This is a genomic window from Nocardiopsis sp. NPDC006139, from assembly GCF_040614155.1.
GTDB lineage: Bacteria > Actinomycetota > Actinomycetes > Streptosporangiales > Streptosporangiaceae > Nocardiopsis > Nocardiopsis changdeensis.
In genome coordinates this window covers 44555-58136 of the sequence record NZ_JBEXTT010000007.1, presented here as the reverse complement: position 1 = coordinate 58136, position 13582 = coordinate 44555, and the positions used below count along the sequence as shown (strand labels likewise).

Below are 13582 nucleotides of genomic sequence, written 5' to 3'. Positions count from 1 at the left end.
AGGGGGGCGGGGCCGCGGCCCCGCCCGGCGCCCCTCACCCCGGGTAGGGGGCCGCCGCACGGGCGGCCCGCAGCGCCCCGGCCCACCAGGCCAGCTGCTCCAGCATCGCCTTGGCGTACCCCTCGGCCTCGGGGTCCCGCGGGAGGCCGTCCTCCCAGGTGAAGAAGTAGTTGGGGAAGCTCAGGCCGTCGCGGACGGTCACTGCGTGCAGCTCCGTCAGCACGTTCTCCAGGTGCAGCACCGCGTGGCGGCCGCCCGCCGCTCCCCCGTAGCTGACGAAGCCGACCGGCTTGGCCGCCCACTGGGTGAAGTGCCAGTCGATGGCGGCCTTCAGCGAGGCCGGGTAGCTGTGGTTGTACTCGGGGGTGACCAGGATGAACGCGTCCGCCCCCGACAGCGCCTCCGTCAACGGGGCCAGGGAGTCCGGGAAGGGGTAGGCGTCGCCCGCCATCTTCGGCGGGACCGCGGGCAGGGCCAGGGGGAGGTCGAAGTCCGCGAGGTCGACGACCTCCACCTCGAAGGCCCCGTGGGCGTCCGCCCTGTCGGCGACCCAGGAGGCGACCGTGGGGCCGAACCGGCCCTCCCGGACGCTGCCGACGACGATCACGAGCTTGAAAGCGTGTGCTGTGTTGTCCATGCCGACCACGATCCGCCCCGGCGGCGGACGTGAACAGGCCGTGGTCAGGCTGGCCCCCACAGGGCCATGCTGAGGCCGTGACCCGCCGGGCGGGCCCGCCCTAGGATCGCGGCATGGGTACTCCTCTGGGCGATTTCATCCGGGCCAGGCGCGACGCCATCCAGCCGGAGGCGCTGGGCCTGCCGGCCCGCCACCGCCGCCGCTCCCCCGGGCTGCGCCGGGTGGACCTCGCCTCGCTGGCGGGGATCAGCGTCGAATACCTCACCCGGATCGAGCAGGGGCGCGACGGCAACCCGTCGCCCGCCGTCGTGAACGCGCTGGGCGAAGCGCTCGGACTCGACGGCTCGGAGCGCGGGCACCTGCTCTACCTGGCCAAGATCACCGGCGGCGGGTGCCCCTCCCACAACCGTCCCGCGCCGCCGGACCGGGAGGTCGCGCCGACCGTCCTGCGGACGCTGGGGCTGCTGGAGCCGGGAGTGGCGGCCGTGACCAACCGGCTGGGCGACCTGCTGGCCCGCACGCGCGGGTTCGACGCGGTGTTCGCGGAGACGGGCCTGTTGGAGGAGGCGGGTGCGGACGGCGGGTTCCCCAACCTGACCCGGTACGTGTTCACCGACCCCCGGGCGCGGGAGCTGTTCCCCGACTGGGGCGCCGTCGCCGACGAGCAGGCGTTCGACCTGTGGACGGCGCCGTCCCGGGAGTCCGCGGAATGGATGGGCGCCGAGCTCGCCCCGGTGGCGGGCCCGGAGTTCACCGACCGCCTCCAGAGCCACAGGCTCCCCGAGCGCGGGGTGCTGACCCTGGCGCACCCCTCGGCCGGGGTCCTCCACCTGCACCGGGAGGTCCTGGAGGCGTCCCCGCGGGACCAGCAGGTGCTGGTCATGCTGCCCGCCGACGAGGCGACGGAGGCCGCCGTCGCGCGCCTGCGCGACCGGGCGGCCGCGGGCGCCCCCGCGGCCGGCTGACCCCCGTCCTCCCCGGTCACACGTCCCGGCGCTCGAACACCGCCACCGCGACCGCCACGAAGACCGCCGCCCACGCCACGAGCACGAGCACGGCGGCCGCGGTGGGCAGGTACCCCTCGCTTCCCGGGACCGCGATGCCCGCGACGCTCTCCGTCGCCGCGCCGTAGGTGAACCGGGGCACGCTCTCCATCCACCACTCCCCCAGGAAGGGGGCCGTGACCACCGGCAGCAGGTTGACCAGGAACACCGCCGTGAACGCCCCGGCCGCGCTGCGCAGCACCGCGGCCGCGCACGCCGTGAGCACCGCCTGTACCGCCATCCCCAGCGGGATGTAGACCAGCGTCGCCCGGAGCATCCCCGGCGCGCCCAGGCTCAGCGTCGGCTCCCCCGCCGCGCGCAGGGCGGCCTGGCTGACGTGGAAGTTCACCTGGGCCACGGCCAGTCCCACCACCAGCGCCAGCGCCGCCACGATGACCAGCTTGGCCAGCAGCGGGCGCCACCGGCGGGGGGACGCGGCCAGCGTCCACACCGCGGGACCGCGGAACTCCGACGCCACCATGCCGCCCGCGAGGCCGGCGAAGGCCAGCGTGCCGAACCCTCCCGCGAAGAAGATGACGGCGTACTCGCCCTCCGCCTGCTCGCGGGCGATCGCGGCGCTGTCGCCGAACACCACCATGAGCACGGTGACGCCCACCGTCAGCACGAACGCCAGCACCAGCACGAGCCGGTTGGCGGGCGTCGCCAGGAACTTGCGCCACTCCGACCGCAGCACCGGCCCGAACCCCGGGCCCGGGCGCGTCCCCCGTCCGTTCTCCTGTACCCCGGCGGTCATCGCCTCCCTCCCGTCCGGGCCACCGGCGCGGACACGTGACCCGCGTCGGCGCCCGTGAGCTCCATGAACACGTCCTCCAGGCTGGGCCGCTCCGTCGTCAGCCCGTGCAGCACCAGCCCGTACCTCGCGGCCAGCTCACCCACGTCGGCGGCCTCGGCCCCGGTGACCAGCAGGTCGGCGGTCCCGTCCCCGGCATCGGTCTCGACGGTGCAGCCGTGGTCGCGCAGGACGGCGGCGAGCGGCCCGGGCCGCGGCCCGCCGACCCGGACCCGGCCGCCCGCACCCTTGCGGACCAGGTCCGCCACGGTGGTGTCGGCGATCAGCCGCCCCAGGCCGATGACGACCACACGGTCCGCGGTCTCGGCCATCTCCCCCATGAGGTGGCTGGAGACCAGCACGGTGCGACCCTCCGCGGCCAGCGACCGCATCAGCGTGCGCACCCACCGGACCCCCTCCGGGTCGAGCCCGTTGACCGGCTCGTCGAGCACCAGGGTCCCGGGGTCGCCCAGCAGGGCGGTGGCGATGCCCAGCCGCTGGCGCATGCCGAGCGAGAAGCCGCCCACCCGTTTCCCGGCGACCCCGGACAGCCCGACCGCGCCCAGCACCTCGTCCACCCGCCGGTCGGGCAGGCGCGCGGCCGCCGCCACCCAGCGCAGGTGCCCCGCGGCGGTCATGCCGGGCGGTATCCCGTCGGTGTCGAGCACGGCGCCCACCGCCCGGAGCGGGTCGGGCAGGTCCCGGTAGCGGAGCCCGTCGATCGCGGCCCGGCCGCCGGTGGGCCGGTCCAGCCCGAGGATCATCCGCATGGTCGTGCTCTTGCCCGCGCCGTTGGGACCCAGGAACCCGGTGACGCGGCCGGAGGGCGCGGTGAACGTCAGGCCGTCCACCGCCCGGGTCCGGCCGTAGTGCTTGCTCAGGTCCTCGACTTCGATCACGCCGTCCGCCCTCCGTCGTCCTTCGTCCGTCACCACCAGGCAACCGCCCGGGGGTGTGGCGGCGGGAGCGCCGAATGCGGTGAGGGAGACGACGAATGTCGTCGATCCCCGCCCGGACGGGTCCGGGAGGGGGCCCGCCGCCTACGGTGGGGGCATGGACGACCACGCGGTTCCCCCGGCCCCGCCGCCCGGAAGGGGGCGGCCCGCGCGTCGCGGGGCGATCCTGCTCGCCTGCGCCTTCGGGCTCCTCGCCGTCGCCAACGGCGTGTTCTGCCTGGTGGTCATCGACGGGGCCGGGCCGCTCCCGGTCCTCGCCGGCGCCGCGGGCATGGCCGGCGCGTCGGCGGTGCTGGTGCCCCTGGGCCCCCGGTTCCCGGGCACCGTCGCCGCGGCGGCGGTGGTCCTGGCGGTGCTCCCGTACCTGGCCGGCGGGGCCTGGCGGGAGCTGGCCCTGGTGGGCGGCCTGGTGTGGCCGGTCCTCGTCCTGGCGTGGGCCGCCGCGAACCTGGTGAGGTGGGCGCGCGGTCCGCGCGGGGCGGCGGTGGGGGCGGCCGCCTTCGTCGGCTACGCGGTGTTCATCGCCGTCGTGCGCGGGACGGAGGGGTTCGCGTTCCTGGAGGCGCTCAACGCCTCCTCGCCGGTGCTGGGCGGCGCGGCCCTGGCCCTGTACGGGCGCCTGGCGCAGGCGCGGAGGGAACGGGCCCGGCAGGAGGAGCGCGAACGGGCGCTGCTGGCCGAGCGGGCCCGCGTCGACGAGCGCCGGCGGCTGGCCCGGGAGATGCACGACGTGGTGTCGCACCAGGTCAGCCTGATCGTTCTCCAGGCGGGAGCGCTGGCCGCCGCGTCCGCCGACCCCGGGGTGCGCGAGGTCGCCGACCGCATCCGGGCCGCGGGCGGGCGGGCCGTCGACGAGCTGCGCGAGATCGTCGGTGTGCTGAACGACCCGGCCTCGGTGCGGCCGGACCCGCCGGTGTCCTTCGGGCCGGCGGTCGGCGTCCCCGATCCGCTGGCGCCGGTGCGCGAGGCGCGGGAGGCGGGGCAGGCGGTGGAGCCGGACGTTCCGGACGACCTCGCCGGCCTGCCGCCCCATGTGGCGCGGGCCCTGCACCGGGTGGTCCAGGAGTGCCTGACCAACGCGCGCAAGCACGCCCCCGGCGCGGCGGTCCGGCTCAGGGTGGTCCGCGAGCGCGGCGCGGTGCTGGTGGAGGCGGCCAACCCGGTGGAGGACGATCGGACCGGTCCCCTCATCGAGGGGACCGGGACCGGCCTGGAGGGGCTGCGGCACCGGGTGGAGATGCTGGGCGGGTCCCTGCGCGCCGGACGGGACGGCGACGGATTCCTGGTGGCGGCCGTGGTGCCCCTGCCCGGGGAGGGAACGGAGGAGGAACGGTGATCGACGTGGTGCTCGTGGACGACGAGCCGATGGTCCGCGAGCACCTGCGGGTCATCCTCGGCGCGGCCGAGGACCTGCGTGTGGTGGGCGAGGCGGCCGACGGGGCGGAGGCGGTGGAGGCGGTGCTCCGGCACCGGCCGCGCGTCGTACTGATGGACCTGCGGATGCCGGGGGTGGACGGGATCGCCGCCACCGAGCGCATCGCCGCCCTGCCCGATCCCCCGGCGGTGGTCGCGCTGACCACGTTCGCCGACGACTCCCACGTGGCGCGCGCCCTGGAGGCAGGTGCGGCCGGGTTCCTGGTGAAGTCCACCCCCATGGAGGACCTGGTGGGGCTGGTGCGGGTGGCGGCGGGCGGGCACGCGGTGCTGTCCCGGGAGGTCGCGGGCGGGTTCACGGGGCGGTCCGGGGTGTCGGCGCGCGCCCGCGAGCTGGTCGCGGGGCTGAGCCCGCGGGACCGCGACCTCCTGGGGTGCCTGGCGGAGGGGATGACCAACGCGGAGATCGGGGCGCGGCTGTTCCTGGCGGAGTCGACGGTACGGGGGTACGTGTCGCGCCTGCTCATCCGCCTCGGCCTCACCAACCGGACCCGGGCCGGACTCCTGGGGAGGGAGGCGGGGCTGCGGGCTCCGGAGCGGCCGTCCGGATGACGGCCTAGGCGGGGACCTCGTCCTCCATGAAGTCGGCCAGGGGGATCAGCCGGATGGCGGTCTCGACGCCGTCGTCGTGGAGGACCAGGCGGATGGCCGACATGTCGATGATCATGTCCTCGACGCGGTGCGAGGCCAGCATCGACAGGGCGGTGCCGTACTTGGCCATGGACTGCGCGCCCGGGATGAACACGGACAGCTCCTCGCGGGACTCGAAGGCCCGGACCTCGGCGTGCTCCGCGAGCGCTGCGGTGTCCCCGGCGACGGGGACGTCGACCCGCCATACGGGGCCTTCGGCCGAGTGGTACCGGTGCAGCTGCTCCTCGGTCTCCAGGGTCATGGACGCCCACGCCGGGCCGGCGACCCGGCCGCCGTGCTCCTCCACCAGCGCGGCCAGCCCGCGCGCGGTGGCGGCGACGGAGGTCATGGTCGGCCCCCAGACGTCGTCCTCCAGTTCGGTGGGCGGGGACTCGGGGTCGGGCGCCACCGCGGTCACCACGGCGCGGCCGGGCGCGGTGCCCCGGCGCACCGTCGGCCGGGCGGTCAGCAGCTCACGCGCGGTGGCGATGGCGTCGTCCTCGGCCGCGCGCTTCAGCCGCAGCTCCTCGGTGTGCTCCCGCAGCAGGTCGGCGGCGGACGCGGGCTCGTCGAGGGCCCGCCGTACGAGCTTGACGCTCATCCCGGCCCCGCGCAGGGCCATGACCGTCATCGCGGTCTCGATCTGCGCGAATTCGTACCCGCGGTACCCGGTCCGCTCGTCGACCTCGGCGGGGACCAGGAGGCCTTCGGCGTGGTAGAAGCGGAGCGTCTGCGGCGAGAGGCGGCACATCTCGCTGAAGTCCTTGATGGAGAGCATGCGACGAGTGTGCGCCCTCCAGTAACCGCAAGGTCAACCCCGCCGCCGTCGCCCCGCCCCCCGGGCGGTCAGTCCCGGTCCCGCTTCCCCCGCTCCTCCCGGGGCGGCTCGTCCGGGACCGCCGGGGGTTTCGTGTGGAGGACGTCGCGGACCTGTTCGGCGGCGCGCAGGATGCTCTCGCTGATGAAGTCGCTGAAGCGCGCGACGTTCTCCAGCCGGGTGGCGGCCACGCTGCCGCGTCCGACCAGGTCGACGCCCTGCCGCGCGGTCTCGGCGAGCTCGGCGGTGCCCCGGGCGCTGGCGATCACCGACTGGTACCACACGTCGTCGTCGACGAAGTAGCGGTCGCGGCGGCCCTCGTCCCGCTCCCGGCGGAGGAGGCCCTGGCCCTCCAGGAACGTGACCGCCTTGGAGACCGACGCCGGGCTGACCCGGAGCCGGTCGACGAGCTCGGCCGCGGTGAGGCTCCCGGCCTCGGCGGTGAAGAGGCAGGTCAGCACCCGGGCCGTCATCGTGGGCAGGCCCTGCTGCACGAAGATGGCCGTGAACTTCTCCTCGTACTCGGCCAGCGCGGCGTCGTCGCGGGCGCCCGGGCCGGAGGCGCGGCCCCCCGGTTCGGCCTTCCTGCGCCGGCGCCCGCGGCGCTCGGTGGCCCGCTGGGCCAGGTCGGCGTGGTAGGCGGTGGGGCCGCCGTTGCGCATCACCTCGCGCGTGACCGTCGAGGTGGGACGGTCCAGGTCGCGGGCGATCTCGGCGTAGGCGAGGCCGTCGGCCAGCCCCTGCGCGATCCGCCGGCGCTCCTGTTGGGTGAGCCTGCCTCCCGGCACCGTGGGCCCCTTTCTGTCCGCTGATGGGCCCAGCGTAGCGTTCGGCTTCAATCAATGCAACACGAGGCGATCATCCTGTTGCGTTAATCGACATCCCATTGCAAAGAATATGACGTATCTACCTGCTAATACTCAATCTCTTGGCAACGATTGTGTTGCCAGATTCGCGAATGCAACGTAGCGTTTCCATCATTGGAAACAGCGAGTGCAAGGAGAGAGCACCATGGAGAAGTTCGACACCACCACCCCGGTCTCCGTCGTCCTGGACATCCCCGCCGGGCGCGTCCAGATCATCGCCGCCGACCGGTCCGACAGCACCGTCGAGGTCCGGCCCGCCAAGGCCGGCCGCGGCCGCGACGCCAAGGCCGCCGAGCAGACCTCCGTCACCTACGACGACGGCGTGCTGCGGATCCTCACCCCGGAAACCGGGAACCGCCTGCTGGGCCCGACCGGGGCCCTGGAGGTCACCGTCCAGGTCCCCTCCGGCTCCCGGGTCGAGGGCCGCACCGGCGGCGCCGAACTGCGCGGGGTCGGCCGACTGGGCGAGGTCGTCTTCGAGGGCGCCTACCGGCAGACCAAGATCGACGAGGCCGCGGCCCTGCGCCTGGCCGTGCTCGACGGCGACGTCGAGGTCGGCCGCCTCACCGGCCCGGCCGAGATCCGGACCGACCGGGGCGACATCCGCATCGACGAGGCCGCCGCGGGCGAGGTCGTGCTGCGCACCGGCTCCGGAGACATCTCGGTGACCGCCGCCGCCGGGGTGTCCGCCTCGCTGGACGCCGGTACCGGCCTCGGCCGCATCGACAACGGGCTCCGCAACGACGGCACCGCCGCGCTCGACATCCGGGCCACCACCGACATGGGCGACATCACCGCCCGCAGCCTCTGAAACGCCGACCCGGTGCGGGCGGCCCACCCGCCCGCACCCCGACCGGCACGCCCCCGCACCGCACACCGCACGAAGACACAAGGAGAAGGAACATGACCGGCGGCAACGGAACCCGCACCGAGACCCCCTGGACCGGCATGGTGCCGGTGGACGACACGGCCCTGGCCGTGACCGACACCGGCGGGACCGGCACCCCCGTGGTCTACCTCAACGGCCAGTTCGCCACCCAGGGCTACTGGCGGCGGACCATCGCCGAGCTCGGCCCGCAGTGGCGGCACATCACCTACGACGAGCGCGCCCGCGGCAGAAGGTCCAAGACCTCCTCGGACTACTCCTTCGAGGCCGCCGTCCGCGACGTGACCGCGGTCCTGGACGCCCGGGGCGTGGAGCGGGCGCTGGTGGTGGGCTGGTCCTACGGCGCCTACGTCGCGTCGCACTGGACCGCCCGGAACCCGGAACGCGCGATCGGGGCGGTCATGGTCGACGGCGCCCAGCCCTACGACTGGATGGACGAGGCCATGGCGCAGCGGATCCGCGTGATGTTCCGGCGGGTCGCCCTGCTCGGGCCGCTGCTGCGCCCCACCGGGCTGCTCCCCCGGATGAACGCCGAGCAGATGGCGCAGAGCAACATCGAGCTCGGCCTGCTCGGCGGGGAGAAGGAGCTGGGCGCCGTCCTGGACTCCATCACCGTGCCGACGAGGTACGTCCTCGCCTCGGGGACGTCCTTCGGGAGCAAGGGCGACGAGCAGGAGGTCATCCGGGCCGGCATGGACGCGGTGTACGAGCGCAACGAGAACATCCGGCTCTTCGCGAAGGTGCCGAGCAACCACGGCGCGATCCTCCGGAAGGACTTCCGGGCCGTCGCCGGCGCGGTGCGCGAGGTCGCCGCCCTGGACGGCCGCGGCCGCTGACCGCCCCGGCGGCGCCGACTCCCCGACATGCGGGCATGACGACCTGTCGACATGCCCGCATGTCCGCGTCCGCCCGCGGCACCCGCCGCGGGCGGACGCCGCCGTTCGCGCCGGAGCGCGCCTCAGGGCACCACCACGCCGAACTCCGGGTCCGGTGCCTCCAGAACGCCCAACAGCGTGCGGAGCACCCCGGGGTCGCCCTCGTACCCGGCGTCCCCCCGCCCCCGGCCCGCCAGGAGGCCGACCAGCCCCCGCCTCGTCGTGGTGACCACCAGGTCGGCCCGCGGGTCGGGGGCGTCGCCGGGGTGGTGCACCAGCACGCCGTTGGCCAGGCGCACGTGCCAGACGCGGTCCTGGTCCGTCAGCCGCAGGTCCACGCGCAGGTCGAGGTCCCAGGCGGCGGGCCCGTCGACCCGAACGGCCAGGGAGTCGAGCAGCGATCCGACGTCGAGCGCGGCCAGCATGCCGCGGCCGCCGCCGCGGCGGCGGGGGGCCGGACCGCCGAGGAGTTCGCGGGCCCCGGTGAGGTAGGCGTTGCGCCAGGTGGCGTTCTCGCAGCCGTGGCCGAGCGCGGTGTAGACGTCGGCCAGGCGGCGCCGCGCCCCCTCGTGGCCGGGGTCGGCGAAGACCGCGTGGTCGAGCAGGGTGGCGGCGAAGCGGAGGTCGCCCTCCCCGACCAGGGAGTCCGCGTGCGCGAGGGCCGCGTCGACTCCGCCGAGCAGGCGCATCCAGCGTTTCGCCTCCTCGACCGGCGGGTGCTCCCACAGGTGGGCGGGGTTGCCGTCGTACCAGCCGAGGTAGCGCTGGTAGATGCCCTTGACGTTGTGGCTCAGCGATCCGTAGTACCCGCGGTTGGCCCACCGCCGTTCCAGCGCGGGCGGCAGGGTGAGCTGCTCGGCGATCTCCCGCGGGGTCAGGCCCCGGTTGATCAGGCGCACGGTCTGGTCGTGCATGTAGGCGTACAGGTCGCGCTGCCCGGTCAGGAACTCCTCGATCCGGTCGGCGCCCCAGGTGGGCCAGTGGTGGGTGGCGAAGGCGACCTCGGTGCGGTGGCCGAAGAGGTGCAGGGCCTCCGTGAGGTAGCGCGCCCACTGGCGGGCGTCGCGGACCCGGGCCCCCCGCAGGGTGAGGATGTTGTGCATCGTGTGCACGGCGTTCTCGGCCAGGCACAGTGCCCGCCGGGCGGGGAGGTACATGTTCATCTCCGCCGGGGCCTCGGTCCCCGGCGTGAGCTGGAACTCGATCTCGACGCCGTCGATCACGCGCACCTCGCCGGTGCGGGTGACCGAGTCCGTGGGCTCGACCAGGCCGATGGTGCCGGTGGACAGCCGTTGTCCCAGGCCGCAGCCCAGGTGGCCGTCGGGTGACGCCTCCAGCGCGGTGCCGTACATGAAGCCGGACCGCCGGGCCATCGCGGGGCCGGCCTGGACGTTCTCGGAGACCGCGTGCTCCATGAACCCCTCGGGCGCCAGCACGGGGACGCCGGGTGCGGCCCCGGCGAGGACTCCGGCCGCGCCCCCGAAGTGGTCCGCGTGCGGGTGGGTGAGGATCACGCCGGTGACCGGGCGGTCGCCGCGGTGCGAACGGTAGAGCGCCAGGGCCGCGGCGGCGGTCTCCGCCGAGGTCAGGGTGTCGATCACGACGACCCCGGTCGCGCCCTCCACCAGGGTCATGTTGGCCAGGTCGAACCCGCGGACCTGGTAGACGCCCTCGGTGACCTCGAACAGGCCGTGCCGCGCGGTGAGCCCGCTCTGCCGCCACAGGCCGGGGTGGGCCGTGTCGGGCGCGGGCCCGTCCAGGAACGCGTACGCGTCGGCGTCGTAGACCGTGCCGCCGGCGGCGTCGGTCACCACGGCGGGTTCGAGCGTCCCCAGGAAGCCGCGTCCGGCGTCGCGCAGGTCCTGCCCGTCCTCGGCGGGGAGGGGGTCTCCGGGGCGCGTCATGCCGCACCCCCCACGGACTTCACCAGGTCGCGGACGATGCCGTTGCGCTGGATCTCCGACGCCCCGGTCAGCACCCGGAACATGCGCAGCTGCCGCCAGATCACCTCCACCGGCGCCCCGCGCACCATCCCGGCCTTGCCGTGCATCTGCACCGCGCGGTCGGCGATGTCGAAGGCGCGCTCGGCCACGAACAGCTTGCACATGAAGGACTCGATCCGGGGCCGCTCACCCGCGTCGAGCGCGGCGAGGGCGTCGTAGGTCATCGAACGGGCCGCGTAGTAGTCGGTGGCCATGTCGGCGAGCGTGTGCTGGATCGCCTGCTTCTCCAGCAGGAGGCCGCCCGAGACCCGGCGCGTCGCGGCGAAGTCGAGGGCCAGGCCGAGCGCGCGCCGCGCCGCGCCCAGGGCGGTGGGGCAGTGCAGCAGCCGGTTGGCGGTGACCCGGCCCAGGCTGATCCGCAGCCCCTGGCCCTCCTCGCCGAGCAGGTTCTCCGCGGGGACGAAGCAGTCCTCCAGTACGACGTCGCTCTCGATGTTCTGCCCGGACAGGGGCACCCGGCCGGGGGTGACGCGGCAGCCGGGCGAGTTGAGGTCCACGAGGAACGCGGAGTAGACCTCCTCGGCGCCGTCCATCCGGGCGACCAGGATCGAGAAGTCCGCGAAGGTGCCGCCGGTGCTGAACACCTTGTGGCCGGTGATCCGGTAGCCGCCCGGGACCGGGGTGGCGGTGGTCCGCATGCGCCGCACGTCGGAGCCGGCGTCGTCCTCGGTCATGGAGAAGCAGCAGGCCCGTTCGGCGCGCACGACCGGCAGCAGGTACTTCTCGATCTGGTACTCGGTGGCGTGCTCGAAGATCGCGCCGATGCGCAGCGGCCCGCCCATGTCGCCCAGCACGCTGGTGGCCAGGACGCGGCCGGAGGCGCCCACCTCCTCCTTGAGGGCCGCCAGCTCGGTGAAGGACAGCCCCTGTCCGCCCAGGTGCTCGGGCAGGTGGACGCCGTAGAAGCCGAGCTCGCGGCTGCGCCGCCACACCGGTTCCAGTACGGACCGCTCCAGCGGCGTCTCGTGCTCCAGGCCGAGGCCGGCCTCGTATTCGGCGAGTTCGCCGTCCAGGTAGTCCCGGAGCCGGGTGACCAGCCCGTCCAGGTGCGGACGGTCCCCGTAGGTCGGTCGCAGTGAGAAGGCCATGGTTCCCTCACCCCACCTTTCGTTCGGCGCCGGCCCACTCGCGCTGCCGGAGCGCGCGCCGGTCGATCTTCCCGTTGCGGTTGCGCGGCAGCTGTCGGACGAACTCGACGACCCGCGGCAGCTTGACCCTGGACAGCCGGGTGGCGCAGAACTCGCGCAGCTCGTCGCCGGAGGCCTCCCGGCCCGGGTGGAGCGCCACGAACGCCTTGACCGTCTCGCCCCACCGCTCGTCCGGCGTGCCCACCACGCAGACCTCGAAGACGGCGGGGTGCTCGTAGAGGGCGGCCTCCACCTCGGTGCAGTAGACGTTGTAGCCGCCGGAGATGATCATGTCCTTCTGGCGGTCCACGATGAACAGGTAGCCGTCGTGCCGCAGGTAGCCGAGGTCCCCGGTGTGCACCCAGCCGTCGCGGAACGTCTCCGCGGTGGCCTCGGGGGCGTGGAAGTACTCCCGCACGCAGTCGGGGCCGCGCGCCACGATCTGCCCGACCTCTCCGGCCGGGAGCGGTGAGCCCGCGTCGTCCACGACGCGGACCTCGGTGTCGAAGACGGGGCGCCCGCAGGAGAGCAGGAGTTCGGGGTCTGACTCGATCCCCCGCACCACGTCCTCGGAGGTGAGGAAGGTGATGGCGCTCGTGGTCTCGCCCTGTCCGTAGCCCTGGTTGACCACGGGGCCGAAGAGGCCGACGGCGTCGCGCAGGCGGGCCGGGCTCACCGGTGCGCCGCCGATCGTGACGCTGCGCAGGCGGGAGAGGTCGCGGTCGCGCGCCGTCGGCGAGGCCAGCACCAGGTTGAGCATGACCGGCACCAGGAAGGTGTGGGTGACGCCCTCCCGTTCGAGGACGTCGAGGTAGGACTCGACCTCGAAGCTCGGCAGGACGACGACGGCGGCGCCGCGGAAGAGGCAGCCCAGGATGCCCATGCCGCTGGCGTGGGTGATCGGGCCGGGGGCGAGGTAGACCGAGTCCCGGCCCACCGACCCCTGCGGGTTCATGGCCAGCTTGCGCATGTTGGACAGCCGGTTGCCGACCGTCTGGACGGCCGCCTTGAGCGTGCCCGTGGAGCCGGAGGTGAAGTTGAGCACCGCCGGGTCGTCGAGGTCGAGGTCGACGGCCACAGGGGCCGGGTCCCCCTCCGCCAGGAGGGAGGCGTAGGCGGGGTCGCCGTCGTCGAAGGAGACGACGAGGCAGTCGGGGGCGCGGGCGGCGACGATGGCGCGCACGGTGTCGAGGTTGGCCGCGTCCACGAACACCAGGCGCACCCGCGCGTCCAGCAGGACGTGTTCGATCTCGGCCGCCGCCAGCCGTGCGCTGATCGGCACGCGCAGGCACCCCGCCTTGCAGATCGCCATCTCGGCGACGACCAGTTCCCCGCGGTTGTTCGCCAGCGTGGCGACCGCGGTGCCGGGGACGCAGCCGCGCGCCAGGAGCGCGGAGGCCAGCCGGTTGGCGTCCTCCTCCAGGGCGCGGTAGCTCCAGCGCCGGTCCCCCGACACCAGGGCCTCCGCCTCGGGCCAGTGGGTCGCGCTTCGGGTGAGGTAGGTACCGAGGTTCACGG

At 74.5% G+C, this 13582-nt stretch carries 13 protein-coding genes; 5 read left to right on the top strand and 8 right to left on the bottom strand.

Annotated elements, in window-relative coordinates:
- Positions 1–34: 34 nt before the first annotated feature.
- Complete coding sequence (locus ABZ249_RS11040; protein ID WP_220564018.1) at positions 35–637, bottom strand: NAD(P)H-dependent oxidoreductase; 603 nt, start codon at positions 635–637, stop codon at positions 35–37.
- A gap of 113 nt (positions 638–750) precedes the next feature.
- Between ABZ249_RS11040 and ABZ249_RS11035 the strand changes: the two genes are divergently transcribed.
- Complete coding sequence (locus ABZ249_RS11035) at positions 751–1602, top strand: helix-turn-helix transcriptional regulator (RefSeq protein ID WP_355260412.1); 852 nt, start codon at positions 751–753, stop codon at positions 1600–1602.
- A 16-nt stretch (positions 1603–1618) separates the two neighbouring features.
- Here ABZ249_RS11035 and ABZ249_RS11030 read toward each other — a convergent pair whose 3' ends face one another.
- Both ABZ249_RS11030 and ABZ249_RS11025 read right to left on the bottom strand, forming a co-directional pair.
- Positions 1619–2434 carry a hypothetical protein gene (locus ABZ249_RS11030; RefSeq protein WP_355260409.1) on the bottom strand — a complete coding sequence of 272 codons (816 nt, stop codon included), beginning with the start codon at positions 2432–2434 and terminating at the stop codon, positions 1619–1621.
- On the bottom strand, positions 2431–3369 hold the full coding sequence (locus ABZ249_RS11025; RefSeq protein WP_355260406.1) for an ATP-binding cassette domain-containing protein: 939 nt from the start codon (positions 3367–3369) through the stop codon (positions 2431–2433). The genes ABZ249_RS11030 and ABZ249_RS11025 overlap by 4 nt, the downstream gene beginning before the upstream one ends.
- Positions 3370–3523: 154 nt before the next feature.
- On the opposite strand from ABZ249_RS11025, the gene ABZ249_RS11020 reads away from it, so the two are divergent.
- Together ABZ249_RS11020 and ABZ249_RS11015 are read left to right on the top strand one after the other, a co-directional pair.
- Entirely contained in the window at positions 3524–4762 is a 1239-nt protein-coding gene (locus ABZ249_RS11020; RefSeq protein ID WP_355260403.1) for a histidine kinase, read from the top strand.
- A complete protein-coding gene (locus tag ABZ249_RS11015) occupies positions 4759–5412 on the top strand; it encodes a response regulator transcription factor (protein WP_355260400.1) in 654 nt (217 codons plus the stop codon). Before ABZ249_RS11020 ends, ABZ249_RS11015 begins: the two co-directional genes overlap by 4 nt.
- A 4-nt stretch (positions 5413–5416) precedes the next feature.
- Here the strand turns inward: ABZ249_RS11015 and ABZ249_RS11010 are convergent, their stop codons facing one another.
- Complete coding sequence (locus ABZ249_RS11010; RefSeq protein ID WP_355260397.1) at positions 5417–6268, bottom strand: MerR family transcriptional regulator; 852 nt, start codon at positions 6266–6268, stop codon at positions 5417–5419.
- Between the two features lie 68 nt (positions 6269–6336).
- Complete coding sequence (locus ABZ249_RS11005) at positions 6337–7095, bottom strand: helix-turn-helix domain-containing protein (RefSeq protein WP_355260394.1); 759 nt, start codon at positions 7093–7095, stop codon at positions 6337–6339.
- A 223-nt stretch (positions 7096–7318) separates the two neighbouring features.
- On the opposite strand from ABZ249_RS11005, the gene ABZ249_RS11000 reads away from it, so the two are divergent.
- Together ABZ249_RS11000 and ABZ249_RS10995 are read left to right on the top strand one after the other, a co-directional pair.
- A complete protein-coding gene (locus tag ABZ249_RS11000) occupies positions 7319–7984 on the top strand; it encodes a DUF4097 family beta strand repeat-containing protein (RefSeq protein WP_355260391.1) in 666 nt (221 codons plus the stop codon).
- A gap of 92 nt (positions 7985–8076) precedes the next feature.
- The gene (locus ABZ249_RS10995; RefSeq protein ID WP_355260388.1) at positions 8077–8895 is read left to right on the top strand and encodes an alpha/beta hydrolase; all 819 of its coding nucleotides are present in this window, start codon (positions 8077–8079) and stop codon (positions 8893–8895) included.
- 122 nt (positions 8896–9017) lie between these two features.
- Here the strand turns inward: ABZ249_RS10995 and ABZ249_RS10990 are convergent, their stop codons facing one another.
- The 3 genes from ABZ249_RS10990 to ABZ249_RS10980 are packed head-to-tail and all read right to left on the bottom strand — an operon-like array spanning position 9018 to position 13580.
- Complete coding sequence (locus ABZ249_RS10990; protein ID WP_355260385.1) at positions 9018–10838, bottom strand: alkyl sulfatase dimerization domain-containing protein; 1821 nt, start codon at positions 10836–10838, stop codon at positions 9018–9020.
- Complete coding sequence (locus tag ABZ249_RS10985) at positions 10835–12025, bottom strand: acyl-CoA dehydrogenase family protein (protein ID WP_355260382.1); 1191 nt, start codon at positions 12023–12025, stop codon at positions 10835–10837. The genes ABZ249_RS10990 and ABZ249_RS10985 overlap by 4 nt, the downstream gene beginning before the upstream one ends.
- Positions 12026–12032: 7 nt before the next feature.
- Positions 12033–13580 carry an AMP-binding protein gene (locus tag ABZ249_RS10980; RefSeq protein WP_355260379.1) on the bottom strand — a complete coding sequence of 516 codons (1548 nt, stop codon included), beginning with the start codon at positions 13578–13580 and terminating at the stop codon, positions 12033–12035.
- Between the last annotated feature and the right edge of the window lie 2 nt (positions 13581–13582).